This window comes from Brevundimonas sp. (assembly GCF_030704825.1).
In the GTDB taxonomy this organism is placed as follows: Bacteria; Pseudomonadota; Alphaproteobacteria; order Caulobacterales; family Caulobacteraceae; genus Brevundimonas.
The window spans coordinates 1-21,122 of the sequence record NZ_JAUYNX010000007.1 but is presented as its reverse complement, the minus strand read 5'-3'; the positions used below and the strand labels follow the sequence as shown (position 1 = coordinate 21,122).

At 69.9% G+C, this 21,122-nt stretch carries 23 protein-coding genes and 1 pseudogene; 10 read left to right on the top strand and 14 right to left on the bottom strand.

Annotated features, from left to right (window positions below; translation table 11 throughout):
• Nucleotides 1–2 precede the first annotated feature (2 nt).
• From Q8Q71_RS02745 to Q8Q71_RS02735, 3 genes are read left to right on the top strand one after another with little or no spacing between them, the layout of a single operon-like run.
• Nucleotides 3–917 (top strand): sterol desaturase family protein, encoded by a 915-nt coding sequence (locus Q8Q71_RS02745; RefSeq protein WP_305758105.1) that lies wholly within the window; start codon nucleotides 3–5, stop codon nucleotides 915–917.
• Nucleotides 918–952: 35 nt separating this feature from the next.
• The gene (locus Q8Q71_RS02740; RefSeq protein WP_305758104.1) at nucleotides 953–2,587 is read left to right on the top strand and encodes a GH3 auxin-responsive promoter family protein; all 1,635 of its coding nucleotides are present in this window, start codon (nucleotides 953–955) and stop codon (nucleotides 2,585–2,587) included.
• Entirely contained in the window at nucleotides 2,571–3,668 is a 1,098-nt protein-coding gene (locus tag Q8Q71_RS02735; protein ID WP_305758103.1) for a mandelate racemase/muconate lactonizing enzyme family protein, read from the top strand. Before Q8Q71_RS02740 ends, Q8Q71_RS02735 begins: the two co-directional genes overlap by 17 nt.
• Before the next feature lie 7 nt (nucleotides 3,669–3,675).
• On the opposite strand, the gene phoB is transcribed toward Q8Q71_RS02735, so the two are convergent.
• The 6 genes from phoB to Q8Q71_RS02705 all read right to left on the bottom strand — a co-directional run bounded on the left by phoB (nucleotide 3,676) and on the right by Q8Q71_RS02705 (nucleotide 10,264).
• A complete protein-coding gene (gene phoB / locus Q8Q71_RS02730; protein ID WP_305758102.1) occupies nucleotides 3,676–4,365 on the bottom strand; it encodes a phosphate regulon transcriptional regulator PhoB in 690 nt (229 codons plus the stop codon).
• 14 nt (nucleotides 4,366–4,379) lie between these two features.
• Nucleotides 4,380–5,114, bottom strand: coding sequence for a phosphate signaling complex protein PhoU (phoU, locus tag Q8Q71_RS02725; protein ID WP_305758101.1), 735 nt, complete (start codon nucleotides 5,112–5,114; stop codon nucleotides 4,380–4,382).
• Nucleotides 5,111–5,908 carry a phosphate ABC transporter ATP-binding protein PstB gene (pstB, locus tag Q8Q71_RS02720; RefSeq protein WP_305758149.1) on the bottom strand — a complete coding sequence of 266 codons (798 nt, stop codon included), beginning with the start codon at nucleotides 5,906–5,908 and terminating at the stop codon, nucleotides 5,111–5,113. The genes phoU and pstB overlap by 4 nt, the downstream gene beginning before the upstream one ends.
• A gap of 87 nt (nucleotides 5,909–5,995) precedes the next feature.
• Complete coding sequence (gene pstA, locus Q8Q71_RS02715) at nucleotides 5,996–7,276, bottom strand: phosphate ABC transporter permease PstA (RefSeq protein WP_305758100.1); 1,281 nt, start codon at nucleotides 7,274–7,276, stop codon at nucleotides 5,996–5,998.
• Nucleotides 7,269–8,711: a phosphate ABC transporter permease subunit PstC gene (gene pstC, locus Q8Q71_RS02710; protein WP_305758099.1), complete on the bottom strand. Its 1,443-nt coding sequence runs from the start codon at nucleotides 8,709–8,711 to the stop codon at nucleotides 7,269–7,271. Before pstC ends, pstA begins: the two co-directional genes overlap by 8 nt.
• Before the next feature lie 137 nt (nucleotides 8,712–8,848).
• Complete coding sequence (locus Q8Q71_RS02705; protein WP_305758098.1) at nucleotides 8,849–10,264, bottom strand: cell wall metabolism sensor histidine kinase WalK; 1,416 nt, start codon at nucleotides 10,262–10,264, stop codon at nucleotides 8,849–8,851.
• 147 nt (nucleotides 10,265–10,411) lie between these two features.
• Between Q8Q71_RS02705 and Q8Q71_RS02700 the strand changes: the two genes are divergently transcribed.
• Entirely contained in the window at nucleotides 10,412–11,371 is a 960-nt protein-coding gene (locus Q8Q71_RS02700) for an ABC transporter ATP-binding protein (RefSeq protein WP_305758097.1), read from the top strand.
• A complete protein-coding gene (locus tag Q8Q71_RS02695; protein WP_305758096.1) occupies nucleotides 11,368–12,756 on the top strand; it encodes an ABC transporter permease in 1,389 nt (462 codons plus the stop codon). The genes Q8Q71_RS02700 and Q8Q71_RS02695 overlap by 4 nt, the downstream gene beginning before the upstream one ends.
• Before the next feature lie 253 nt (nucleotides 12,757–13,009).
• Here the strand turns inward: Q8Q71_RS02695 and rpsU are convergent, their stop codons facing one another.
• A complete protein-coding gene (gene rpsU, locus Q8Q71_RS02690) occupies nucleotides 13,010–13,267 on the bottom strand; it encodes a 30S ribosomal protein S21 (protein ID WP_056621430.1) in 258 nt (85 codons plus the stop codon).
• A gap of 190 nt (nucleotides 13,268–13,457) precedes the next feature.
• Here rpsU and Q8Q71_RS02685 point away from each other — a divergent pair, with 190 nt between their 5' ends.
• Nucleotides 13,458–14,150, top strand: a complete 693-nt coding sequence (locus Q8Q71_RS02685; protein ID WP_305758095.1) for a COQ9 family protein — start codon at nucleotides 13,458–13,460, stop codon at nucleotides 14,148–14,150.
• A gap of 329 nt (nucleotides 14,151–14,479) precedes the next feature.
• Here Q8Q71_RS02685 and Q8Q71_RS02680 read toward each other — a convergent pair whose 3' ends face one another.
• Together Q8Q71_RS02680 and purE are read right to left on the bottom strand one after the other, a co-directional pair.
• A complete protein-coding gene (locus Q8Q71_RS02680) occupies nucleotides 14,480–15,559 on the bottom strand; it encodes a 5-(carboxyamino)imidazole ribonucleotide synthase (RefSeq protein WP_305758094.1) in 1,080 nt (359 codons plus the stop codon).
• Nucleotides 15,560–16,051 (bottom strand): 5-(carboxyamino)imidazole ribonucleotide mutase, encoded by a 492-nt coding sequence (gene purE / locus Q8Q71_RS02675; RefSeq protein WP_305758093.1) that lies wholly within the window; start codon nucleotides 16,049–16,051, stop codon nucleotides 15,560–15,562.
• A gap of 124 nt (nucleotides 16,052–16,175) precedes the next feature.
• Between purE and Q8Q71_RS02670 the strand changes: the two genes are divergently transcribed.
• On the top strand, nucleotides 16,176–16,739 hold the full coding sequence (locus tag Q8Q71_RS02670) for a GGDEF domain-containing protein (RefSeq protein ID WP_305758092.1): 564 nt from the start codon (nucleotides 16,176–16,178) through the stop codon (nucleotides 16,737–16,739).
• 7 nt (nucleotides 16,740–16,746) lie between these two features.
• Here the strand turns inward: Q8Q71_RS02670 and Q8Q71_RS02665 are convergent, their stop codons facing one another.
• Genes Q8Q71_RS02665 through Q8Q71_RS02655 form a run of 3 tightly spaced genes read right to left on the bottom strand, consistent with a single transcriptional unit; the run spans nucleotide 16,747 to nucleotide 18,085 of the window.
• Nucleotides 16,747–16,971 carry a YdcH family protein gene (locus Q8Q71_RS02665; RefSeq protein ID WP_305758091.1) on the bottom strand — a complete coding sequence of 75 codons (225 nt, stop codon included), beginning with the start codon at nucleotides 16,969–16,971 and terminating at the stop codon, nucleotides 16,747–16,749.
• 38 nt (nucleotides 16,972–17,009) lie between these two features.
• Complete coding sequence (locus tag Q8Q71_RS02660) at nucleotides 17,010–17,474, bottom strand: TIGR02444 family protein (protein WP_305758090.1); 465 nt, start codon at nucleotides 17,472–17,474, stop codon at nucleotides 17,010–17,012.
• Nucleotides 17,471–18,085, bottom strand: coding sequence for a UbiX family flavin prenyltransferase (locus tag Q8Q71_RS02655; protein ID WP_305758148.1), 615 nt, complete (start codon nucleotides 18,083–18,085; stop codon nucleotides 17,471–17,473). Before Q8Q71_RS02655 ends, Q8Q71_RS02660 begins: the two co-directional genes overlap by 4 nt.
• A 128-nt stretch (nucleotides 18,086–18,213) precedes the next feature.
• Between Q8Q71_RS02655 and Q8Q71_RS02650 the strand changes: the two genes are divergently transcribed.
• Complete coding sequence (locus tag Q8Q71_RS02650) at nucleotides 18,214–18,387, top strand: YdcH family protein (RefSeq protein ID WP_305758089.1); 174 nt, start codon at nucleotides 18,214–18,216, stop codon at nucleotides 18,385–18,387.
• Between the two features lie 69 nt (nucleotides 18,388–18,456).
• Here the strand turns inward: Q8Q71_RS02650 and Q8Q71_RS02645 are convergent, their stop codons facing one another.
• Nucleotides 18,457–19,125: a DUF1013 domain-containing protein gene (locus Q8Q71_RS02645; protein WP_305758088.1), complete on the bottom strand. Its 669-nt coding sequence runs from the start codon at nucleotides 19,123–19,125 to the stop codon at nucleotides 18,457–18,459.
• A 216-nt stretch (nucleotides 19,126–19,341) separates the two neighbouring features.
• On the opposite strand from Q8Q71_RS02645, the gene Q8Q71_RS02640 reads away from it, so the two are divergent.
• Complete coding sequence (locus Q8Q71_RS02640; protein ID WP_305758087.1) at nucleotides 19,342–20,220, top strand: beta/gamma crystallin-related protein; 879 nt, start codon at nucleotides 19,342–19,344, stop codon at nucleotides 20,218–20,220.
• A gap of 70 nt (nucleotides 20,221–20,290) precedes the next feature.
• On the top strand, nucleotides 20,291–20,644 hold the full coding sequence (locus Q8Q71_RS02635; RefSeq protein ID WP_305758086.1) for a DUF1428 domain-containing protein: 354 nt from the start codon (nucleotides 20,291–20,293) through the stop codon (nucleotides 20,642–20,644).
• A 171-nt stretch (nucleotides 20,645–20,815) separates the two neighbouring features.
• On the opposite strand, the pseudogene Q8Q71_RS02630 reads toward Q8Q71_RS02635, so the two are convergent.
• Nucleotides 20,816–21,122 (bottom strand): annotated as a pseudogene (locus Q8Q71_RS02630) (hypothetical protein); the annotation flags it as partial.

Here is a 21,122-nt window from a genome sequence, read left to right as displayed (position 1 = left end):
ACATGACTGCTCCCGCCCGCGTCCCCGAAACCGCGTCCGTCACGCCTCTCATGCGGCGCGTGGCCCGGCGGGCGGCCTATCCGACGGTCGTCGCCGTGGCCGTCCTGCTGCTCTGGGCCCTGCTGGACCGGGGCGCCGGACTGGCCTGGGCGCCCTATGTGGCGGTGGCGGCGGGCGGCGCGGCCATCCTGTTGCTGGAGCTGTGGATTCCGTACCGGCGGAGCTGGGCGCCGACGGCGACGGATCTGGCGGACGACGGTCTCTATCTGGTGTTCGTCCAATTGCTCGTGCCGCTGGTCCTGGTCTGGGCCTTGACCCTCCCGGGCCAGCGTCTGCTGGCCGGCGCCGGCCTGACTCTCGAGGTATGGCCCGTCGCCTGGCCGCTGTGGGCCCAGGTCCTGCTCAAGCTCGCGGCGGGGGACCTGCTGCGCTACTGGCTGCACCGCTGGTGCCATCAGGTCCCGTGGTTGTGGCGACTGCACGCGCCGCACCACCAGCCCGCCAAGCTCTATTCGGCCAACGTCTTCCGCTTTCATCCGGCCGACAAGGCGCTGCAGTTTCTCGCCGACACCCTGCCGTTCATCCTGCTGGGCGTGGGGCCCGAGGTGCTGGCCTTCTACTTCGTGGTCTATGCGGTCAGCGGCCTGTTCCAGCATTCGAACATCGACCTGCGCCTCGGAGTCCTGAACTATCTCGTCAGCGGGCCGGAAGTGCATCGCTGGCACCATGCGCGCGAGCCGGAGATATCGAACCACAACTACGCCCACACCCTGGTCGTCTGGGACCTGCTCTTCGGCACCTATTACCGGCCGCGGGACCGGCAGGTGGGCGACCTGGGGCTGATCGGGACCGACTATCCGGTCCGCTTCGGGACCCAGCTGCTCGCGCCGTTCCGGGCTCCGCGGCGGGAGGACTGACCCTGGCCTTCGCGGACCTCGCCTTCGAGGCGGCCATGGCGGTCAGCGGCCGCGCCGCCCTCGACCGCCTCATGCGCGCAGCCGGGCGGCCGGCGGCGGCGCAGGCGGGGGCGCTGGCGGCGATCCTGAAAGCCAACCGGGACACGACCTTCGGCCGTGCGCATGGCTTCGCCGGGATCGCCGGTCCGGACGCCTGGCGCGCCGCCGCGCCCATCGTCGAATACGAGGACCTGCGGCCGTGGATCGAGCGGCAGATCGCCGACGAGGCGGCCCTGGTCGCGGAACGGCCGCTGATGTACGCCCGGACCAGCGGCACGACGGCGGCGCCCAAATACCTGCCGGTGACCCCGACCGGCCTGGCGCAGATGAAGCGCGCCCAGCGGGTCATGAGCTTCGTCCAGCATCGGGCCTGCCGGCTGTTCTCCGGACGCATCCTGGCGCTGGGCGGCGCGCGTTGCGAGGAGACCCTGGCGGGCGGGGTTCCGGCGGGCTCGGTCACCGGCCTGATCTACGAGACAATGCCGGCCGTGGTTCGCCGCAAATACGTCGTCCCGCCCGAGGTCTTCTCGATCGCCGACGCGGAGCTGAAATACGCCGCCGTCACCCGGCTGGCCCTGCAGCACGCCGACCTCACCGCCGTCTCCACCGCCAACCCCTCGACCCTGCTGCGCCTGCGCGACCATAGCCGGGCCAACTGGGGCAAGCTGCTGGCCGAGGTGGCGGACGGGACTTTCGCCGGGACGGGATCGCTGACGCCGGCGCAGGCCCGGGCGATGACGGCCGCCCTGTTTCCGGCGCCGGAGCGGGCCCGGGCCCTGGCCCGCGCGGCCGAGCCCGGCGAACCCTCGATCGCCGCCCTGTGGCCGAACCTCGCGGGAGTGGTGACCTGGACGGGGGGCAGCTGCGCCCTGGCCGCGGCGGCGGTGCGCCGTTCGCTCGCGCCGGAGACGCTGATGATCGACGCGGGCTACGTCGCCAGCGAGCTGCGCGGCACGGTGGTGGTCGATGCGCGCCGGAACCTGGCCCTGCCCCTGCTGGAGGATACGTTTTACGAATTCGTCGAGGCCGACGACTGGGAGGCGGGGCGCCGCGACACCCGGCTGGCGCACGAACTGGAGCCGGGGCGCGACTATCAGGTGATCATCACCACCACGGGCGGCCTCTACCGCTATCGCATCAACGACATCCTGCGGGCGGGCCCGATCATCGGCGCCACCCCGACCCTGTCCTTCCAGCGCAAGGGCCGCGGCGTGACCAACATCACCGGCGAGAAGTTGTCGGAAACCCAGATCAACCTGGCGTTGGCCGAGGCCGCGGCGCCGGCCGGGTGCGACGTGCTGTTCCACCTCGTCCTCGCCGACGAGGATCGCGCTGTCTATGTCGCGTGGCTGGAAGTCGAGGGCGCCGGGGATGACCTCGCGCAGGATGTCGAGCGGGCGCTTGTCCGGCTGAACATCGAATATGCCGCCAAACGCAGGAGCGGCCGGCTCGCCCCCGTCGAGGTGCGCCGCCTGCGGCCGGGGGCCGGGGCCGCCTATCGCCGCTGGTGCGTCGCCGGCGGGCAGCGGGATTCCCAGTTCAAGGTGCTGACCCTGCAGACCGCGCGGGAATGCGGTTTCGACTTCACGCCCTGGCGGCTTGAGGAGGGGGCCTATGCCGCCGAAGGTTAGCCTCGCCAGCCTGGATATTCCGTTCCGCCACGCCTTCGCCCACGCCTCGGCGGTGCGTCGCCGCGCGGCGAATGTGCTGGTCCGGGTCGAGGACGGAGCGGGCTGCGTCGGCTACGGCGAGGGATCGCCCCGCGCCTATGTGACCGGCGAGACCGTGGAGGGGGCCATGGCCTTTCTCGCCGATCGGGCGTCGTCCATCGCGGCCGAGGTGGGCGACGTCGACCAGCTGCGCCGCTGGCTGGCCGCCCACGAACCTCTGGTCGATGCCCGGCCCAGCGCCGTCTGCGCGCTCGAAATGGCCCTGCTGGATCTGTTCGCCCGCCGGGCCGGCCGTTCGGTGGAGGCGCTGCTGGGCGTGGCGCCCCTGACGACGCCGATGCAGGTGTCGGCCGTCTACGGCGTGCGGTCGAACATGGCCTTTCACGTCCTGGCCTGGCGGTTCGGCCGCGCGGGCCTGGGCGACGCCAAGCTGAAACTGACCGGACGGCCGGAGATCGACGGTGCGCGCGTGCGGCGGTTGGCGCGGCGCGGGCCGGTGCGGCTGGACGCCAACAACCTGTGGCCGGACGCCCGATCGGCCATCGCCGGACTGACGGTCGCGGCCTCGGCCGGCGCGTGGGCCGTCGAGGAGCCCGTGGCGGCCCGCGACTGGCCCGCCATGGTCGCGGCGGCCCGCGGGACCGGTCTGGCCATTGTCCTGGACGAGAGTTTTCTCACCCTCCACGACCTTGAGGCGGCGCCCTCGGGGACGCGGTGGATCGCCAATGTCCGGGTGTCGAAGCTCGGCGGGGTGATGCGTACGCTTGCGGCCATCGCGGCGGCGCGGGCGCGCGGCCTGCCGCTCATCGTGGGAGCCCATGTCGGCGAGACCAGCCTGGCCGCCCGCGCCGGCCTGCTGGCGGCGGCGGCCTGCGGGGAGGCGCTGAGGGCCGTCGAGATCGGCTATGGGCCGCACCTGCTGGCCCATGACCCGTTCGTTCCGGCCGTGAGCTTCGACCGGCGCGGCATGATGGATCCGCCGCCCGCCGGACCGGGCTGGGGCGTCGCCCCGGACGCCGCCGGCGCGGGCGCCTTCTCCTGATCGGCGCCTAGCCGCCCAGATCCAGCGAATAGCCCGCCGACCGCACCGTGCGGATCGGGTTGACCGTGCCCTCGACGTTGAGCGCCTTGCGCAGGCGGCCCACGTGGACGTCGACCGTGCGGGCCTCGACATAGACGTCCGAACCCCAGACCGCGTCCAGCAGCTGTTCGCGGCTGAACACACGCCCCGGGTGCTGCATCAGATGGTCGAGCAGGCGGAATTCGGTCGGGCCGAGGTGGATCTCCTGGCCCGAGCGGCGGACGCGGTGGGCGACGCGGTCGATGACGATGTCGCCGTGGTTGATGCTGTCGTCGGCCAGGCCCGGACGGATGCGGCGCAGCACGGCGCGAATGCGGGCGATCAGTTCCGACATCGAGAAGGGCTTGGTCAGATAGTCGTCGGCGCCGGTGTCCAGGCCGCGGATGCGGTCGCTCTCCTCGCCGCGCGCGGTCAGCATGATGATCGGCAGGTTGCGCGTCTCGGCCTTGCCGCGAATCCGGCGGCAGACCTCGATGCCCGACAGCTTGGGCAGCATCCAGTCGAGCAGGACCAGGTCGGGCAGACGCTCGTCGATCTGCAGCATCCCCTCCTCGCCATCGGAGGCGACGACGACGCGATAGCCTTCCTTTTCCAGGTTGTACGAGAGCAAGGTCGCCAAGGCGTCCTCGTCTTCCATCACCAGAACATAGGGCTGCACGGCGGTCTCTCCAGTCAGGCAGGCGTCGTCGGATCCGGCGCGGGAGGCGAACCGTCCTCGTCCGGGTCGGGATTCCAGCGGGGGCGTTCGCCGGCGAATTCCTGGCCGGTGATCTCGTAGTAGATGGTCTCGGCGATGTTGGTGGCGTGGTCGCCGATCCGTTCGAGGTTCTTGGCCATGAACAGCAGGTGGGTGCCCGCCGTGATCGTGCGAGGATCGCCCATCATGTAGGTCAGCAGTTCGCGGAACAGGGCGTTGTAGTGCTCGTCGACCTCGTCGTCGGTGTTCCAGACGGCCACCGCGCGGTCCACCTCGGCGGCCGCGTAGGCGTCGAGCACGTCGCGCAGGCGCATCGAAACCAGCTTGCCCATCCGCTCGATCGAGCGGGTCAAGGGCGGCATCGGCTCGCCCTCGGCCAGGATCAGGCCGCGCTTGGCGATGTTCTTGGCCAGGTCGCCGGTGCGCTCCAGGTCCGTCGCCAGCTTCATCGAGGCCAGGGCGCGGCGCAGGTCCGAGGCCACGGGCTGGCGCAGGGCGATGAGACGGATGGCCTTGCGCTCGATGTCGCGGTGCATGGCGTCGAGCCTGGCGTCACGATCGACCACGGCGCGGGCCAGGGCGATGTCGCGGCGGGCCACGGAGTCCACCGCGTCGGCCACCTGCGCCTCGGCCAGGCCGCCCATGCGGGCGACCTCCGCGGTCAGCTGGTTCAGCTCGTCCCCATAGGCCTTGACGGTGTGCTGGTTCATCCGAACCGTCCCGTGATGTAGTCGAGCGTACGGCGCTCGCGCGGATTGGTGAAGATGTCCTCGGTGTCGCCGGTCTCGACCAGCCGTCCCATGTGGAAGAAGGCGGTGCGCTGGCTGACGCGCGCGGCCTGGGCCATGGAATGGGTGACGATGACGATGCAGTAGCGCTCGCGCAGCTCGTCGATCAGTTCCTCGATCTTGGCCGTGGCGATGGGGTCGAGGGCCGAGCAGGGCTCGTCCATCAGGATGACTTCGGGCTCGACGGCGATGGCGCGGGCGATGACGAGGCGCTGCTGCTGACCGCCGGACAGGCCGGTGCCGGGCGAGTGCAGCCGGTCCGCGACCTCTTCCCACAGGCCGGCGCGCTTCAGCGAGGCCTCGACCACGACATCGAGCTCGGCCTTGGACGCCGCCAGACCGTGGATCCGGGGGCCGTAGGCGACGTTTTCGTAGATGGTCTTGGGGAAGGGGTTCGGCTTCTGGAACACCATGCCGACGCGGGCGCGCAGCAGCACGGGATCGACCGACTTCGCATTGATGTCCTCGCCGTCCATCTCGATGCGGCCGGTGACCCTGGCCCCCGGAATGGTGTCGTTCATGCGGTTCATGGTCCGCAGGAAGGTCGACTTGCCGCAGCCCGACGGGCCGATCAGGGCGGTGACGGTCTTGTCCGGGATGTCCAGCGAGACGTCGTAGAGCGCCTGCTTGCCGCTGTAGAAAACCGAGACGTCACGCGCGGCGATCTTGGTCGGACCGACCGGCGCGGAGCCGTGCACGACCGGCGGGGCCGCCATGACGGGCGTGCCGGACGGGGCTTCGCCGCCCGCGCCGCCGCCTTCGGTGCCGTCCGCCGCGCGAAAGATGTTGAACTTCATTTCAGCTTACCACCGGCGTTCGAAGCGCCGGCGCAGGAAGATGGCGGCGGCGTTCATGACGATCATGAAGGCGAGAAGGACGAGGATGGCCGCGGCCGTACGCTCGTGGAAAGCGCGTTCGGAGGCGTTCTCCCAGATATAGACCAGCGAGGGCAGGGCCCCGGTCGGCTCGCCGATGCTGGTGGGAATGCCCGGGATGAAGCTGACCATGCCGATCAGCAGCAGGGGGGCGGTCTCGCCGAGGGCGTGGGCCATGGAGATGATGGCGCCGGTCATGACGCCGGGCATGGCCAGCGGCAGGGTGTGCTGGAAGACGGTCTGGGTTTTCGAGGCGCCCATGGCCAGGGCGGCCTCGCGGATCGAGGGCGGCACCGCCTTCAGGGACGAGCGGGTGGCGATGATGATCGTCGGCAAGGCCATCAGGGCCAGGACCAGACCGCCGACCAGCGGACTGGCGCGGGGCAGGTGCATCCAGTTGATGAACAGGGCCAGGCCCAGCAGGCCGTAGATGATCGACGGCACGGCGGCGAGGTTGTTGATATTGACCTCGATCAGGTCGGTGATCCGGCCGCGCGGCGCGAACTCCTCAAGATACAGGGCGGCGCCGACGCCCAGCGGAATGGCGATCGCGGCGGTGACCAGCAGCATCAGCGCCGATCCGATTACGGCGCCGAGCACGCCGGCCAGCTCCGGTTCGGTCGAATCGCCCTTGGTGAACAGGCCGCTGTTGAAGTGGGCGGCGACCAGGCCGTCGGCCTTCATCCGGTCCAGCCAGTCGAGCTGTTCGTCGGACAGACGGCGCTGGTCGGCCGGAGTCGAGCGCGAGATCTCGCCCTTCAGATACAGGTCGGCGTCGTCCGAAACCGGCGCGGCGATCGGCAGCGTCTGGCCGATCAGGCCGGGCTGGCGGGCGACGCGGGCGGCGGCCACGAACTTCAGCTCGGACGAGAACAGGCCGCGCATGGCCGCGGCCTTCGTCCCCCCGGCGTCGTCGGCGACGCCGAAGCGGGCCAGTTGCTGCTCCGCGACCAGCTGCTCGAAATTGGTCCCCTGCGGATAGGCGACGTCGACGCGGCCCGGGTCCATGTAGACCGGCACGGTCAGGGTGTGGGTGTAGAAGGCGGTGTGGCCCTGCTCGATGATCCGGCCCAGCAGCAACAGCAGGAAGCCGACGGCCACGCCGATGGCCAGCAGGCCGTACAGCTTGAAGCGGCCCTCGCGGGCGTAGCGGCGCTTCAGCCCGGCGCGCAGGCGGTCGGCGCGCATTTCCGGCGTTACGTCAGTCATATTGCTGCCGATAGGTCTGGACGATGCGCTGGGCGACGATGTTCAGCAGCAGGGTGACCAGGAACAGGGTCAGCCCCAGGCCGAAGGCGGACAGGGTCTTGGGGCTGTTGAACTCCTGGTCGCCGGTCAGCAAGGTCACGATCTGGACCGTGACGGTGGTGACCGTGTCCAGCGGGTTCAGGGTCAGGCGGGCGGCGAGGCCCGCCGCCATGGTCACGATCATGGTCTCGCCGATGGCCCGCGACATGGCCAGCAGCATGGCCCCGGCCACGCCGGGCAGGGCGGCGGGCAGCAGCACCCGTTTGACCGTCTCGGACTTCGTCGCCCCCATGGCGTAGGAACCGTCCCGCAGCGACTGGGGCACGGCGTTGATGATGTCGTCGGACAGGGAGCTGACGAAGGGGATCAGCATGATGCCCATGACCGCCCCGGCGACGAGCGCCATCTGGTTCTGGACCAGCATCAGATACTGGCCGAGGCCGTCCAGCGGACCGCCGACCATCAGGGCGCCCAGGCCGTTGAAGAATTCGCGAAACGCGGGCCCGACGGTCAGGGCGGCGAAGAAGCCGTAGACCACGGTCGGCACGCCGGCGAGAATCTCCAGCACCGGCTTGACCACGGCGCGGAAGGCGGGGCCCGCGTATTCCGACAGGTAGATGGCGGAGAACAGGCCCACCGGGGCCGCCACGGCCATGGCGATCAGCATGATCAGGAAGGTGCCGACGAACAGGGGCAGGGCCCCGAAGGCGCCCGTCGAGCCGACCTGGTCGGCGCGGATGGCGGTTTGCGGGCTCCACTGGGTCCCGAACAGGAATTCGGTGATCGGGACGGTGGAGAAGAAGCGGATCGAATCATAGACCAGCGAGGCGATGATGCCGACGGTGGTCAGTATGGCCACGGCGGAGCAGACGAACAGCAGGCCGACGATCCAGCCCTCGACCCGGTTGCGGGCCCGCATGCCGGGGCGGATCTGGCCGAAGACGAACAGGGCGCCGAGCAGGGCGGCCAAAGCGCCCCCGACCAGGCCGCCGAGGTCCAGCATATGGCCGATGCGCGCGACTCGCCGGCCCTCGGCGGGCAGGAGCTCCGCATGGGGCGCGGGCCAGATCTGAACCGCCGGACGTCCTGCGCCCACGGCCCGGGCGTCGGCGAAGAAGGCTTCGCGGCGGAAGGGTTCGAGCTGCTGCACCGCCTCGGGCGCGCCGGAGGCGGTGAGCTGGCGTTCGATGTCCGGCGAGAAGATCGAGGCCGCGATCAGCACGACCAGGGCCGGGATCAGCGTCCAGATCAGGGCGTAGGCGCCGTGTTGGCCGGGACGGGAGTGGGCGCGCTGTCCGGACGGCAGGCCGGCGGCCCGCCGACCGGCCACGGCCCGGCCGCCGACATAGGCGGCGAAGGCTGCGGCGATCAGGATCGGCAGGAAAAGCCAGGTCATGGGCGTCCGGGGAGCGGGAATCGGAACGGCCGGTCGCCCGGTTCGCCCCGCGGCGGAACCTGCCCCCGAATGGTCAGCGGATTAAGACGGCCGCGTGACAGTTCTGTTACGTCGTCGGGCCGGTCGAGACGGAAGCGTCACACCGGCGTCGCGACGTCCCGGCGCGGGGCGACGGGGAAATAGGCCGTGAAGACGGCGCCCAGCCCCGGCGCGCTCTCGACCGTCAGCCCGCCTCGGTGCCGGTTGACGATGTGTTTGACGATGGCCAGGCCCAGGCCGGTGCCCTGGCGTTCGCCGCTCTTCTGCCCTTCGACCCGATAGAAGCGCTCGGTCAGGCGCGGCAGATGTTCGCGCGCCATGCCGGGCCCGCGATCGCGCACGGTGACGGCGGCGTAGCGCTGGCCGACCTCGCGGTCCGGCGTGACGAGAGGCAGGCGCGTCGCGCCCTCGCCGCGATTCTCGCCCGACCAGGGCGCCGAACCCTCGTCCAGGGTGATGTCGGGCCGGATGACGATCTCGACCGTGCCGCCCGGGGGCGAATATTTGACGGCGTTGTCGACCAGATTCTGGACCACCTGGAGGATTTCGTCGCGGTCGCCGTGAACCGGGGCGCTGGTCTCGCGGTCGTGCAGCCGCACGGTCACTCCGCGCTCGGCCGACAGCACGCTGACGGCGTCGACCACGTCGGCGGCGGCGCGGGCCAGATCGACCCGGCCGGCCGGCGGAATATGCTCGTTCAGCTCGATGCGGCTGAGCGACAGCAGGTCCGCGACCAGCCGGCTCATCCGGTCGGCCTGGGCGGCCATGATGTCGAGAAACCGGTCCCGGGCCTTGGGGTCGTCGCGGGCGTGGCCCTTCAGCGTCTCGATGAAGCCCGAGAGCGAGGCCAGGGGGGTCTTGAGCTCGTGGCTGGCGTTGGCGAGGAAGTCGACGCGCATCAGCTCCATGCGCCGTACGTCGGTCTCGTCGCGCAGGACCACCAGGGCCAGCCCGCCGCCGTCCCCGGAGGACAGCGGCCGGGTCAGGGCTCGCCAGTGCCGGGTCTGGGCGCCGACGCCGGCGTAATCGGTGGTGCGCGTCAGGCCGCCGAACAGGGCTTCGTCGATCGCCTCGAGCACCGCGGGATCGCGGAGCACCGGCACCAGCAGGGCGCCTTCGCGCTGGATGCGCAGCAGATCGCGGGCGGCGGCGTTGGCCAGCACGATGCGGCGGCCGGCGATGTCGTCGGCTTCTCCGCCGGAAACCACCAGAACCGGGTCGGCCAGGGCCTCGAAGACGCTGTCCAGAAGCGACGCGTCGCTTTCCAGCGGCGCCGCGGCCGGAGCGGGCCCGGTTCCGTCGGCGGCGCGGACCGGCGCGGCGGGGCTCCGGTTCAGGGCCCAGGCGGTGAGGCCGACCAGCATCGCGCCGCCCAGCAGCCAGGGAGCCAGGTCGGGGTGAAGGACGGCGAGGCCGACGAGCACCACGATGGCGACGCCCGCGCTGGCGCCGGCCGTCCACAGGCGGGAGCCGGCCGGGGGCGCCACGGGAGAGGAAGAGACTTCGTAGGGCATTCACGCTTTCGTCGGTCGCGCGACTCGTATCGGCGAACATGACATGGAATTCATGACAACGGAGCACGGCGGGCCCGGGACCGGCTTGTCAAACATCCTTTACACACCTATCCCTGTCAGGAACAGACACGGGCGTTCGGAGGGATCATGGCGGCGGCGTTGACGCTCGAAGGAGTCAGCAAGCGGTACGGCGATTTCCAGGCCGTGCGCGATCTGAGCTTCCAGGTCGAAAAGGGAACCATTTGCGGCTTCCTGGGTCCGAACGGCGCGGGCAAGACCTCGACCATCCGCATGATCCTGGGTTTGCAGGGCGTGACCTCGGGCCGGATCGGCATCCTCGGGGCCGACGACGGCCGCAAGGTGCGCGACCGGATCGGCTTCCTCCCGGAGGAGCGCGGCCTGTACAAGAAGATGACCCCTGTCGACGCCATCGCCTTCTTCGGCGCCCTGAAGGGCCTGCCGACCGGCGAGGGCCGCCGACGGGCCCGGGAGATGCTGGACGCCCAGGGGCTGGGCGCGGCGAAGAAAAAGAAGATGAAGGAGCTGTCCAAGGGGATGGCCCAGAAGGTCCAGCTGATCGCTTCGGTGGTGCACCGGCCGGAGTTCGTGATTCTCGACGAACCCTTCTCGGGCCTTGATCCGGTCAATCAGCAGGGGCTGGAGGCGGTGATCCGGCAGCTGGCGGCCGACGGGGCGACGGTGCTGTTCTCGACCCATGTGATGCAGCACGCCGAGCGGCTGTGCGACAAGGTGGTGCTGCTGGCCCGGGGCCGGAAGGCCTTCGAGGGCACGGTGACCGAGGCCCGGGCGACCACGCCGCGGTTCCTGGAACTGGAGGGCGCGATCGACGCGTCCCAGGCCGCGGCCCTGCCCGGCGTCAGCGGGGTCGAGGTGGTCTCTGAAAGCGACGGCGTGCGCGTGCTGAGGGCCGGGCTGGGGCAGGGCGGCCGAGGGCAGGAGGCGTTGAAGGCGGCCTTCCTGGGCGGACTGGACGTGCGCCGGTTCGAACTGCGCGAGCCCAGTTTGCACGACGCCTTCATCGGCCTGACCGGAGACAATCCCGACATCGACCAGTCCGTGAAGGCGGGCGCGGAGGCCGTCCGATGAAGCGCGTCCTGCTGATCGCGCGGCGCGAGTTCGCCGCCTACGCCAAGACGGTGGGATTCTGGCTGTCCTTACTGGCCTTTCCGATCTTCGGCGTGCTGGGCGGGGCCATTCCGGCCCTGATGATGTCGTCCGAGCCGGTGCGCCAGGTCGTGGTGGTCGAGGAAGGCCCGCAGGCGGCCGGCCTGACCGCCGCGGTCCACACCGCCCTGCGGCTGGACCAGGAGCGGCGGGAGGAACGCCGCCGCGAGGCCGCCGCCGAGGCGGAGAAGAAGGGCGGCAAGGCGGGGGCCTCGGCCGCCGGGGACGCGCTCAGGCGTCTGGGCGGTCTGCGCCTTCAGATCGTGGCCGCGCCGGCCGATCTGGAGGCCGCCGCGCCGGGCGAAGCCCGCGAGGCGATCGCCCGCCGCTATCTCGGCGACGACCTCCCGGAGGCGGATCAACTGGACTCGGTCGTCCTGCTCAACCGCGTCGACGGCAAACCGGCCGCGCGCGTCTGGACCCGCCGCGCCACCGACGACACGGTCGAGGATTTCATCCGCGATGCGCTCAGGGGCGCCAACCGGCGCGAGGCCTTCAATACCGCGGGAATCGACCCCGCCGTGGTCGAGGAGGTCGAGCACTTCCGCCCGGCCGTGACGGCGCTGTCGCCGAGGTCGGCGAGCGGCGGCGAGGTGTCCTTCCGCGATCAGCTGCCCGGGATCATCGGCCTGGCCTCGGGCTTCATCCTGTGGTCGCTGATCATCACCGGCGCCTCCATCCTGCTGAACAGCGTGATGGAGGAGAAGTCGAACAAGATCCTCGAGGTGCTGCTGTCCTCGGCCTCGGCGTCGGAGATCCTGACCGGCAAGGTGCTGGGCGTGGCGATGCTGACCACCACGGTGATGCTGGTCTGGGGCGGGATCGGCGCGGCCGGCCTGATCACGGCGGCGCCGGAGACGGCGGCCATGGTCGCCGAGGTGCTGATGGAAGGGGGGATGATCGGCTATTTCATCGCCTACGCCGTCGGCGGCTATCTGATGTACGCGGTGCTGTTCGCGGCTATCGGAGCCTTCTGCGAGACGCCGCGCGACGCCCAGACACTGATGGGGCCGATCATGATGATCCTGGTGGTGCCGCTGCTGGTCATGCAGATGGCGCTGCGGACGCCGGACGCCCCGGTGGTGCAGATCCTGTCGTGGATACCCTTCTTCACGCCCTTCCTGATGAGCGCCCGGGCCCCGTCCGAGCCGCCGCTGTTCGAGGTCGTCGGCACCATGGCGGGCATGTTCGCCTTCGCCCTGCTGATGGTCTGGGTGGCCGGCCGGGCGTTCCGGGCGGGCGCCCTGTCCGACGTGAAACTGAGCTGGCGGAGCTTCGCCGGGGCCATCCGGGGCGGGGGGAAGTAGGCTGAGACCTTCTCCCCTTGCGGGAGAAGGTGGCAGGACCGGCGCAGCCGGGACTGACGGATGAGGGGGCGCGCGGCTGGATGGGTTTGCGGCCGATCAGTTATCGATGAGGCAAAATCGCCGGCGCAACCCCTCATCCGACCTCGCTTCGCTCGGCCACCTTCTCCCGCAAGGGGAGAAGGAAGCATAGAAAAGGGCCGCTCCGGCTTCCCGGGGCGGCCCTTGATCCTTTCGTTCGGCTGTCGAGCGGGGTTTAGCCGCGGCTCGGGCCGCCCACGCCCGGAACCCGGGGCTTCGGCGGCGGCAGCAGGCCTTCGCGCTGCATGCGCTTGCGGGCCAGCTTGCGGGCGCGGCGCACGGCCTCGGCCTTCTGGCGGGCGCGCTTCTCCGAGGGCTTCTCGTAGTGCACGTGGCGCTTCATCTCGCGGAAGCTGCCTTCGCGCTGCATTTTCTTCTTGAGGGCCTTGAGCGCTTGATCGACGTTATTATCGCGAACGAAAATCTGTACCAGGTTGAACTCTCCTTTGGCCGCCCGCCGCGCACCTCGAAAGGGAGACGGGCAGACAAATAAAATCTCGGTCCGACGGACAGGGGTCCGCGGATGAAGGCGGGCTGATACACGTTCCCCCCCCTCCTGTCCAGATCGTCGCGCCTCAATCTGAAGGGTCGAAACCCCCGCGCGACGGGGATATGCTGCCGTCATGACCGATGCGCCACACCTGTCGAACGAGACGCCCGGGGGAGAGGCTCTCAAAGCCGACTGGGGCGACCGGATGGAGCAGACGGTGCTGGACGCCGCCCTTGGCCTCGCGCCCCGGCTGGGCTGGAACGGGCGGATGGTCCGGGCGGCCTGCGAGGCCTGCGGCCTGTCGTTGGGCGACGAGGAACTGCTGCTGCCAAACGGCCCGCGTGATCTGGCGGCCCTGCTGTCGCGACGGCACGACGACCGGGCCTTGGCGGCGCTGGGCGAGGTCGACGCCAGATCCCTGAAGATGCGCGAGCGAATCGCCCGCGCCGTCTCGGCCCGGATGGAGGCGGGCGCGGCCGACCTCGAGGCGACCCGGCGCTGCGCCGCCTTCCTGGCCCTGCCGACCAACGCCGATCTGGGGCTGAAGCTGGCGTGGGAGAGCGCCGACCATCTGTGGCTTTGGGCCGGGGACACGGCGACCGACTGGAACCACTATTCCAAGCGGGCGATCCTGTCGGGCATCCTGATCCCGGCCCTGACCATGCGCTGGTTCGACGGCAAGGACGCCGCCGAGGCCTTCGTCGCCGCGCGGATCGAAAACGTCATGGCCTTCGAGAAGTGGAAGGCGGGCAAGGATTTCGACGCGCCGCTGAGGAAGGTGGGCGAGGCGCTGACCCGGATGCGGTACGGCGCGAAGGCGGAGTAGCAAACCCTCTCCCAACAGGAGAGGGACGCTCGGGATACGGGGACTCTCGCCCCCTCCCATCCGCCCTTTCGGGGACCGGAATTCGCTACTTCCGCCCCATCGGCCGGGTCTCCGCACCGCTCCACACGGGCCCTGCGACCGCTTCTGACGCACCCATGTGCACAATAGTGAAATGCCCGCCGGGCCTGGTCTTTGACACCGTCACCCGTCGCCGCCACCGCCCCAGGGGCCGGCGAGCCGCCTCTGCAGGTATGGCCGGTTCAGCTAAATCCGCGTTCCATATTTTTTCGCGGAGATGCGAGACTCTCGACCCCTCGACCGGCGTCCGCTCAGAGCGGCTTCACCCGGTTCACATGCCCCATCTTGCGGCCGGGGCGGGCCTCGGCCTTGCCGTAGAGGTGGAGGCGGGCGTCGGCCTTCGGAGCGAGGGCCTTCCACTGCTCGATCTCGTCGCCGAGCAGATTGGTCATCTCGACCCGGGCATGGGCCGTGGTCGGGCCCAGCGGCCAGCCGGCTATGGCCCGGACATGCTGTTCGAACTGGTCGCAGACGCAGCCATCCTGGGTCCAGTGGCCGGTGTTGTGGACGCGCGGCGCGATCTCGTTGACCAGCAGTTCGCCGTCGCCGAGATCGAACAGCTCGACGCCGAGCACGCCGACGTAGTCGAGGCCCTCCAGAATGGCCCTGGCGATGGCGCGGGCCCGCTTTTCGGTCTTCGCATCGACGGCGGCGGGGGCGATGGTGGTCTTGAGGACGCCCCCCTTGTGGATGTTCTCGCCCAGAGGATAGACGGCGATCGCGCCGTCGCGGCCGCGCGCGGCGATGACCGACAGTTCGCGCAGGAACGGGGCCTTCGCTTCGAGGATGGCGGGGCGTTCGCCGACGGCGGCCCAGGCGTCCGCCGCCATCCTCGCGGAACGGACCCAGACCTGACCCTTGCCGTCGTAGCCCTCGCGGCGGGTCTTCAGCAGGGCGGGGGCGCCCAGTCGCTCCAACCCGGCCAGCAGATCGTCGAGACCGTCGACGGGCGCGAAGTCCACCGTCGCCGCGTCGACGCTGTTCAGAAAGGTCTTCTCGTCCACGCGGTCTTGGGCCACGGCGAGCGCCTTCGGTCCCGGGGCGACGACGGCGCCGCCTTCGACCAGCCGGGCCACAGAAGCGGCGGGCACGTTCTCGAACTCGAAGGTCACCGCCGCGCAGGTCTGGCCCAGCACGCCCAGGGCCGTGGGATTGTCATAGGCGGCCACGATCTGGCCCTGGGACACGCGACCGGCGGGGCTGTTCTCCTCGGGGTCGAGGATGACGACGTTGAAGCCGAGGCGCGAGGCGGCCTGGCTGAGCATCCGCCCGAGCTGGCCGCCGCCGAGGATGCCGAGGGTCGAGCCGGGGGGCAGCGGAAGCGTCGCCACTCAGTCCTCGACCGTCTCGGGCACGGCCTCGGTCTGGGCCTCGCGGAAGGCGATGAGGCGGCCGGCCAGAACCGGATCCGACAGGGCCAGGATCTGGGCGGCGAGGATGCCGGCGTTCTTCGCCCCGGCTTCGCCGATGGCCAGGGTCGCCACCGGCACGCCGCCGGGCATCTGGACGATCGACAGCAGGCTGTCCATGCCCTTGAGCGCCTTCGATTCCACCGGCACGCCCAGCACCGGCAGTTCGGTCATGGAGGCGGCCATGCCGGGCAGGTGGGCGGCGCCCCCGGCCCCGGCAATGATGACCTTGAAACCCGCGCCGCGCGCGCCCGTGGCGAAGTCGTACAGGCGTCCGGGCGTGCGGTGGGCGCTGACGACCTTCGCCTCCCAGGCCACGCCCAGCCGGTCCAGCGAGTCGGCGGCGTGCTTCATCGTCGGCCAGTCCGAACGGCTGCCCATGATGATCGCCACTGGCGGGGTACCGGTCGTCATGAGTCGCAGCCCTTTCCGACGAAAGCGGCGCGATACAGGACTCGCGTTGCGCCCGCAACCGAGCGCGCTAGGCTTGTCGTGTGCCGGAGCGTCTGAGTCGCCGGCCGGGGAGCCCACTTCGCTCGTGACCGACGCGGCCGTCATCGACCCCCAAGCCGAGATCGAGCGCCTGCGCGCCGAGGTCGAGGCCCTGCGCCTGCGCGCCGAGGCGGCCGAGGCGGCGGCCGACCACGACGTGCTGACGCCGTCGTTGAACCGGCGGGGATTCATCGCCGCCATGCGCAGCGCCATGGCCTTCTGCCAGCGTCACGGCACGCCGGCGGTGCTGCTCTATCTCGATCTCGACGGCTTCAAGAAGGTCAACGACTCCCTTGGCCACGCCGCCGGAGACGCCGCCTTGGTGCAGGTGGCCGAGTTGCTGAAGGCCAATCTGCGCGAGTCGGACGCGGTGGGGCGGCTGGGCGGCGACGAATTCGCCCTGCTGATGCTCAATGCCGGCCTGGAGGAAGGGCGCGAGAAGGCCCGACGTCTGGCCGCGGCCCTGGAGGCCGACGGGTTCCGATGGGAGGGCGAGCAGGCCCGGCTGGGCGGTTCGTTCGGCGTCCGCGCCTTCTCCGCCCACACCGATCCCGAGGTCTGGCTGGCCGAGGCCGACGCCGCCATGTGGGTGCGCAAGAAAGGGCGCTGACTTACGCTCAGGCGATGATGTCGGGCAGGATGCGATCCTCGATCTTGGTGATCTCGTCACGCAGGACCAGCTTCTTGCGCTTGAGCCGGGCGATCATCAGTTGATCCGGCACCGGCATGCGGCCCAGGGCGTCGATCGAGGCGTCCAGGTCGGCGTGCTCGAGCTGCAGCACCTTGAGACGGGCGTGGAGCGCCAGCTCTTCCTCGGTCAGAAAGGGTTCGTCGTCGTTCATGGTCGTGCCCCGGAGGCGGGCTTATAGCGCGCGTCGCGTCAGGCCGGAAGGCGCTCCGCGAGCCTGACCAGTCCGGCGCGAGGCGTCATCGGCGACCAGATCCGGGCCGCGGCCACGAGGGCGGCGAGCGAAGCCTGGGCGGGGCCGGTCGGCGGCGGGGCGATGACCTCCAGGGCGGCCAGCAGGCGGCGCTCGGCCTCCAGCTCCACGGCCTTTACCTGGGCCCGGACGGCTTCCCGATCGGCGTCGTCAAGGTCGGGGGCGCGCGGCTTGAGCGCCCGGCGAACGGCGCGCAGGGGCGCGATGGCGGTCTCCTGCCAGGCGCGGGCCGTGTCGGCGGCGGCCTCCAGCGCGTCCTCGTCCGGCGTGCGTCCTTCCGTGGCGCACCAGGCGGCCCAGAGCAGCAGTGGAATATTCTGACCGGCGGAGTCCTGGAGCTCCAGACAGGCGTCGGCGACGCCGTCGGCGGCCCAGGCCTTGAGCGACCAGTCCCGGAGACTCATTCGGCGGTCGCGCCCTTCAGTCCGTCCCAACGGCGCACCGCCGGCCAGTCGAGGCCGAACAGGTCCAGGGCCCGGCCCACCGACTGGTCGATCATCTCGGCGATCGAGACCGGCCGGGCATAGAAGGCGGGCAGGGGAGGCGCGATGACCGCGCCCATCTCGGCCAGGGCGGTCATCGTGCGCAGGTGGCCGAGGTGCAGGGGGGTCTCGCGAACCATCAGCACCAGCGGGCGGCGCTCCTTGAGCACCACGTCGGCGGCGCGGGTCAGCAGGGTGGAGGTCACCCCGGTGGCGATCTCGCTCATGGTGCGGACCGAACAGGGGGCGACGATCATCCCCATGGTCCGGAAGGAACCCGAGGCGATCGAGGCGCCCACATTGTTGAGACGATGCGTCACATCGGCGCGGCCCATCAGGTCGTCGGCGGAGATTTCGGTTTCCTGCGACAGGGTCAGGAGCGCGGCCCGGGTGACGACCAGGTGGCTCTCGACCCCGAGGTCGCGCAGGGCGTCCAGGGTTCGAACGCCGTAGGCCACGCCGGACGCGCCGGAAATCCCGACCACGAGGCGGCGGGGATCGGGCGAGGACGGGTTCCGTACCGCTCCGTTCACATCTTCGGCCAATTCGGGCTCCAGGGTGGTCCGTGTCCGGACGGCCGGCGGCTCACCGGATTGTGATTCTACAGCCGGTCGAGCCGGGCGCTCAATCTAGTGGTCCCTTAGACATGGAGGCGCAAGCCATGACCATCGAAGCTCGTATCCGCGAACTGGGAAACCGTCATCGCAACCTGGATGAGACCATCCGGAGAGAGACGACCCACCCGTCCGCGGACTCGCTTCGCGTAAGGGAGCTCAAGCAGCAGAAGCTCCGGCTCAAGGAACAGATCACCAGCCTGGAGGCCCGAGCGCATTAGCGACAGTCTCCCGAAAGGACAGCGGCCCCGGGAGCGATCCCGGGGCCGTTTTTCTTGTCGGGGAAAGGCTCAGTCCTTGGAACCGAAGACCGAGGCGGCGGTCGGTTCGGCGCCGCGGCGTTCGCGGGCCTCGGGGACGAATTCCGGCTCGGCGGGTTCGGCGGCGTCGACAGGCTGCAGGGTTGCGCCGCCCTTCTTCGCGTCGTCCTTCGCCTTCTTGTCGGCGGCCTTGCGGACCAGTTCGTCGAGCGCCAGCTGGCCGACCAGACCCAGGGTCACCGGATCGACCGGCTTGATGTTGGGGCTGTTCCAGTGGGTGCGGTTGCGCACGCTCTCGATGGTCGACTTGGTGGTGCCCAGCATCTTGGCGATCTGGGCGTCGGTCACCTCGGGGTGGTTGCGTACGAACCACATGATCGCGTCCGGGCGATCCTGGCGGCGCGAGACGGGGGTGTATTTCGGAGCCGGCTTGCCGCCCTTCATCAATTCGGCGTGACGGCTTACCACCGCCTGCATGCGGTAGGCCTCGTCATTCTGGGCCTTGTCCAGCTCCTCGCGGGTCAGCTGGCCGTTGACCAGCGGGTCGGCGCCGCGGATGTCGCGGGCCACGTCGCCGTCGGCGATGCCGCGCACTTCCAGCGGGTGCAGGCCGCAGAAGTCGGCGATCTGCTCGAACGTCAGGGACGTGTTGTCGACCAGCCAGACCGCGGTGGCCTTGGGCATCAGGATGTCGGTCATGGGGGCGTTCCGGTTTCTTCTTTGGAGCCCGAAAATCGGGCTCCGGATACGACGGCGCCCGGCCTTTCGACCGGGCGTTGATGACGGCGATATAAGCCTATTCGCCGGAAAAGAAAACGGAAGCCGTCGTCGCCGTACAGCCAAGGTTCATCCGGTCCGGTGAACACTGCCCTCACAGACGCGTTGTGCGTCCTGACAACTCCCGGAGGGACTTCCATGTTGATCGAAATGCTGGCCGCCGTGGCGGCCGTCTCGGGTGGAGCTTCCGCGGCGCAGGATGGGGAGGTCCAGGCCCGGGTGGCGCCGCGCGGCGACTATCGCGACAGCTGCAGCGGCGAATATGTGAACCGCGGCCGGCTCTACGCCGACTGCCGCGACGACCGGGGCCGCATTCGCGGCACGTCGATCGAGCTGAACCGCTGCTCGGACTACGAGATTCTCAACCGCGACGGCCTGCTGGTTTGCGGACCCAACCGGGGTCAGTACGAGGATCGTCCCGGCGGCGGCGGCGGATGGCCGGACCCCGACGGCGACTGGAACGGCCGGGGGATCGTCGTCTATCGCGACGACGGCTTCCGGGGCGCGTCCCGGACCTTCAACGGCGCCATTCCCGACCTGCGCGGCGTGGGAATGAATGACGCCATCAGCTCAATGCGGATGCGGGGACAATGGACCGCCTGCACCGACGCCAACTTCCGGGGGCAGTGCCAGAGCTTTTCTGGGGATGTCAGCAGCCTTCGGGCGGCGGGCATGAACGACCGCATCTCGTCGCTTCGCCCCGGCCGCTTCGACGGCGGCGGCGGCGGCGGCGGAGGCGGAGGCGGTGGCTGGGGGAACACCTCGATCACCGTGTTCGCGGACGCCATGTACCGCGGCGCGTCCGAGAGCTTCAGCCGCGAGATTCCCGATCTGCGCAGCAGCGGCCTGAACGATCGCATCAGTTCGATCCGGCTGCGCGGTTCCTGGGAGGTCTGCACGGACGCCTGGTTCCGCGGCCAGTGCGAGGTCATCCGTGAGGACGTCTGGAACCTGGAGCAGTGGCGGCTGAACGACCGCATCTCGTCGATGCGTCCCATCGGACGGGACGGGCGCTGACAAACCTCCGTTCCGGAACCGGCCGGGCCATCGGGACTTCCTCCTCTGCTGGGGACCAGGGAGATATCCGATGGCCTATGTCGATGGTTTCGTGGTGGCGGTCCCGAAGGACCGGATCGAGGAATACAAGTCGTTCTCACGCAAGGCCGGCGAGGTCTGGAAGGAGTACGGGGCGAGATCCTACGTCGAGACGGTCGGTGACGACGTGCCTTACGGCGAACTGACGTCCTTCCCCCGCGCCGTGCAGGCGAAGGACGACGAGACGGTGGTGTTTTCCTGGATCACCTATGACTCGCGCGAACAGCGCGACGCGGTGAACGCCAGGGTCATGGAAGATCCCCGCATCAAGGACGACATGAACAACATGCCGTTCGACGGCAAGCGCATGATCTTTGGCGGCTTCGAGAGCTTCATCGAGCTGTAGGGCGCCCAAGAACGCATCGCACCCTCAAGCTCGTCATCCTCGACCGCGCGATGCGCGTGTCGGGGATCGATACGCTCAGGGCTCGCAGGACAATCCGCAGACTCGGAGGTCATGGATGGCCGGGACTTGCGCCCGGCCATGACGAACATCAGGGGTGGACCGACGTCGCCGTCAGGCCGGCGCCGGGACGTCGGCGAACATCGGGGACGAGCGGGCGATCTCGAGCTCCTCGGGAGTCATCTCGATGGAGATGTCGGCGAACAGAGGAGTCGAGAGGTAGCGCACTCCGGTGTCGGGCAACATGCAGAGGATGTTGGCCCCCTGCGGCGCGTCCCGCGCGACGCGCAGGGCGCCGGCCAGGGTGGCGCCGGCGGTGATGCCCACGAAGACGCCTTCCTTCTGCGCCAGATCCTTGCTGCGCCCCATGGCGTCGGCCATCTCGATGGGCAGGATCATGTCGGCCAGGCCCATATCCACC

Excerpts from the sequence above, each read along its gene's own strand:
- Q8Q71_RS02745 (WP_305758105.1), top strand. The coding sequence starts at position 3 with ATGACTGCTCCCGCCCGCGTCCCCGAAACCGCGTCCGTCACGCCTCTC.
- Q8Q71_RS02740 (WP_305758104.1), top strand. The coding sequence starts at position 953 with ATGGCGGTCAGCGGCCGCGCCGCCCTCGACCGCCTCATGCGCGCAGCC.
- Q8Q71_RS02735 (WP_305758103.1), top strand. The coding sequence starts at position 2,571 with ATGCCGCCGAAGGTTAGCCTCGCCAGCCTGGATATTCCGTTCCGCCAC.
- phoU (WP_305758101.1), bottom strand. The coding sequence starts at position 5,114 with ATGAACCAGCACACCGTCAAGGCCTATGGGGACGAGCTGAACCAGCTG.
- pstB (WP_305758149.1), bottom strand. The coding sequence starts at position 5,908 with ATGGCGGCCCCGCCGGTCGTGCACGGCTCCGCGCCGGTCGGTCCGACC.
- pstA (WP_305758100.1), bottom strand. The coding sequence starts at position 7,276 with ATGACTGACGTAACGCCGGAAATGCGCGCCGACCGCCTGCGCGCCGGG.
- pstC (WP_305758099.1), bottom strand. The coding sequence starts at position 8,711 with ATGACCTGGCTTTTCCTGCCGATCCTGATCGCCGCAGCCTTCGCCGCC.
- Q8Q71_RS02705 (WP_305758098.1), bottom strand. The coding sequence starts at position 10,264 with ATGCCCTACGAAGTCTCTTCCTCTCCCGTGGCGCCCCCGGCCGGCTCC.
- Q8Q71_RS02700 (WP_305758097.1), top strand. The coding sequence starts at position 10,412 with ATGGCGGCGGCGTTGACGCTCGAAGGAGTCAGCAAGCGGTACGGCGAT.
- Q8Q71_RS02695 (WP_305758096.1), top strand. The coding sequence starts at position 11,368 with ATGAAGCGCGTCCTGCTGATCGCGCGGCGCGAGTTCGCCGCCTACGCC.
- Q8Q71_RS02685 (WP_305758095.1), top strand. The coding sequence starts at position 13,458 with ATGACCGATGCGCCACACCTGTCGAACGAGACGCCCGGGGGAGAGGCT.
- purE (WP_305758093.1), bottom strand. The coding sequence starts at position 16,051 with ATGACGACCGGTACCCCGCCAGTGGCGATCATCATGGGCAGCCGTTCG.
- Q8Q71_RS02665 (WP_305758091.1), bottom strand. The coding sequence starts at position 16,971 with ATGAACGACGACGAACCCTTTCTGACCGAGGAAGAGCTGGCGCTCCAC.
- Q8Q71_RS02660 (WP_305758090.1), bottom strand. The coding sequence starts at position 17,474 with ATGAGTCTCCGGGACTGGTCGCTCAAGGCCTGGGCCGCCGACGGCGTC.
- Q8Q71_RS02650 (WP_305758089.1), top strand. The coding sequence starts at position 18,214 with ATGACCATCGAAGCTCGTATCCGCGAACTGGGAAACCGTCATCGCAAC.
- Q8Q71_RS02645 (WP_305758088.1), bottom strand. The coding sequence starts at position 19,125 with ATGACCGACATCCTGATGCCCAAGGCCACCGCGGTCTGGCTGGTCGAC.
- Q8Q71_RS02640 (WP_305758087.1), top strand. The coding sequence starts at position 19,342 with ATGTTGATCGAAATGCTGGCCGCCGTGGCGGCCGTCTCGGGTGGAGCT.
- Q8Q71_RS02635 (WP_305758086.1), top strand. The coding sequence starts at position 20,291 with ATGGCCTATGTCGATGGTTTCGTGGTGGCGGTCCCGAAGGACCGGATC.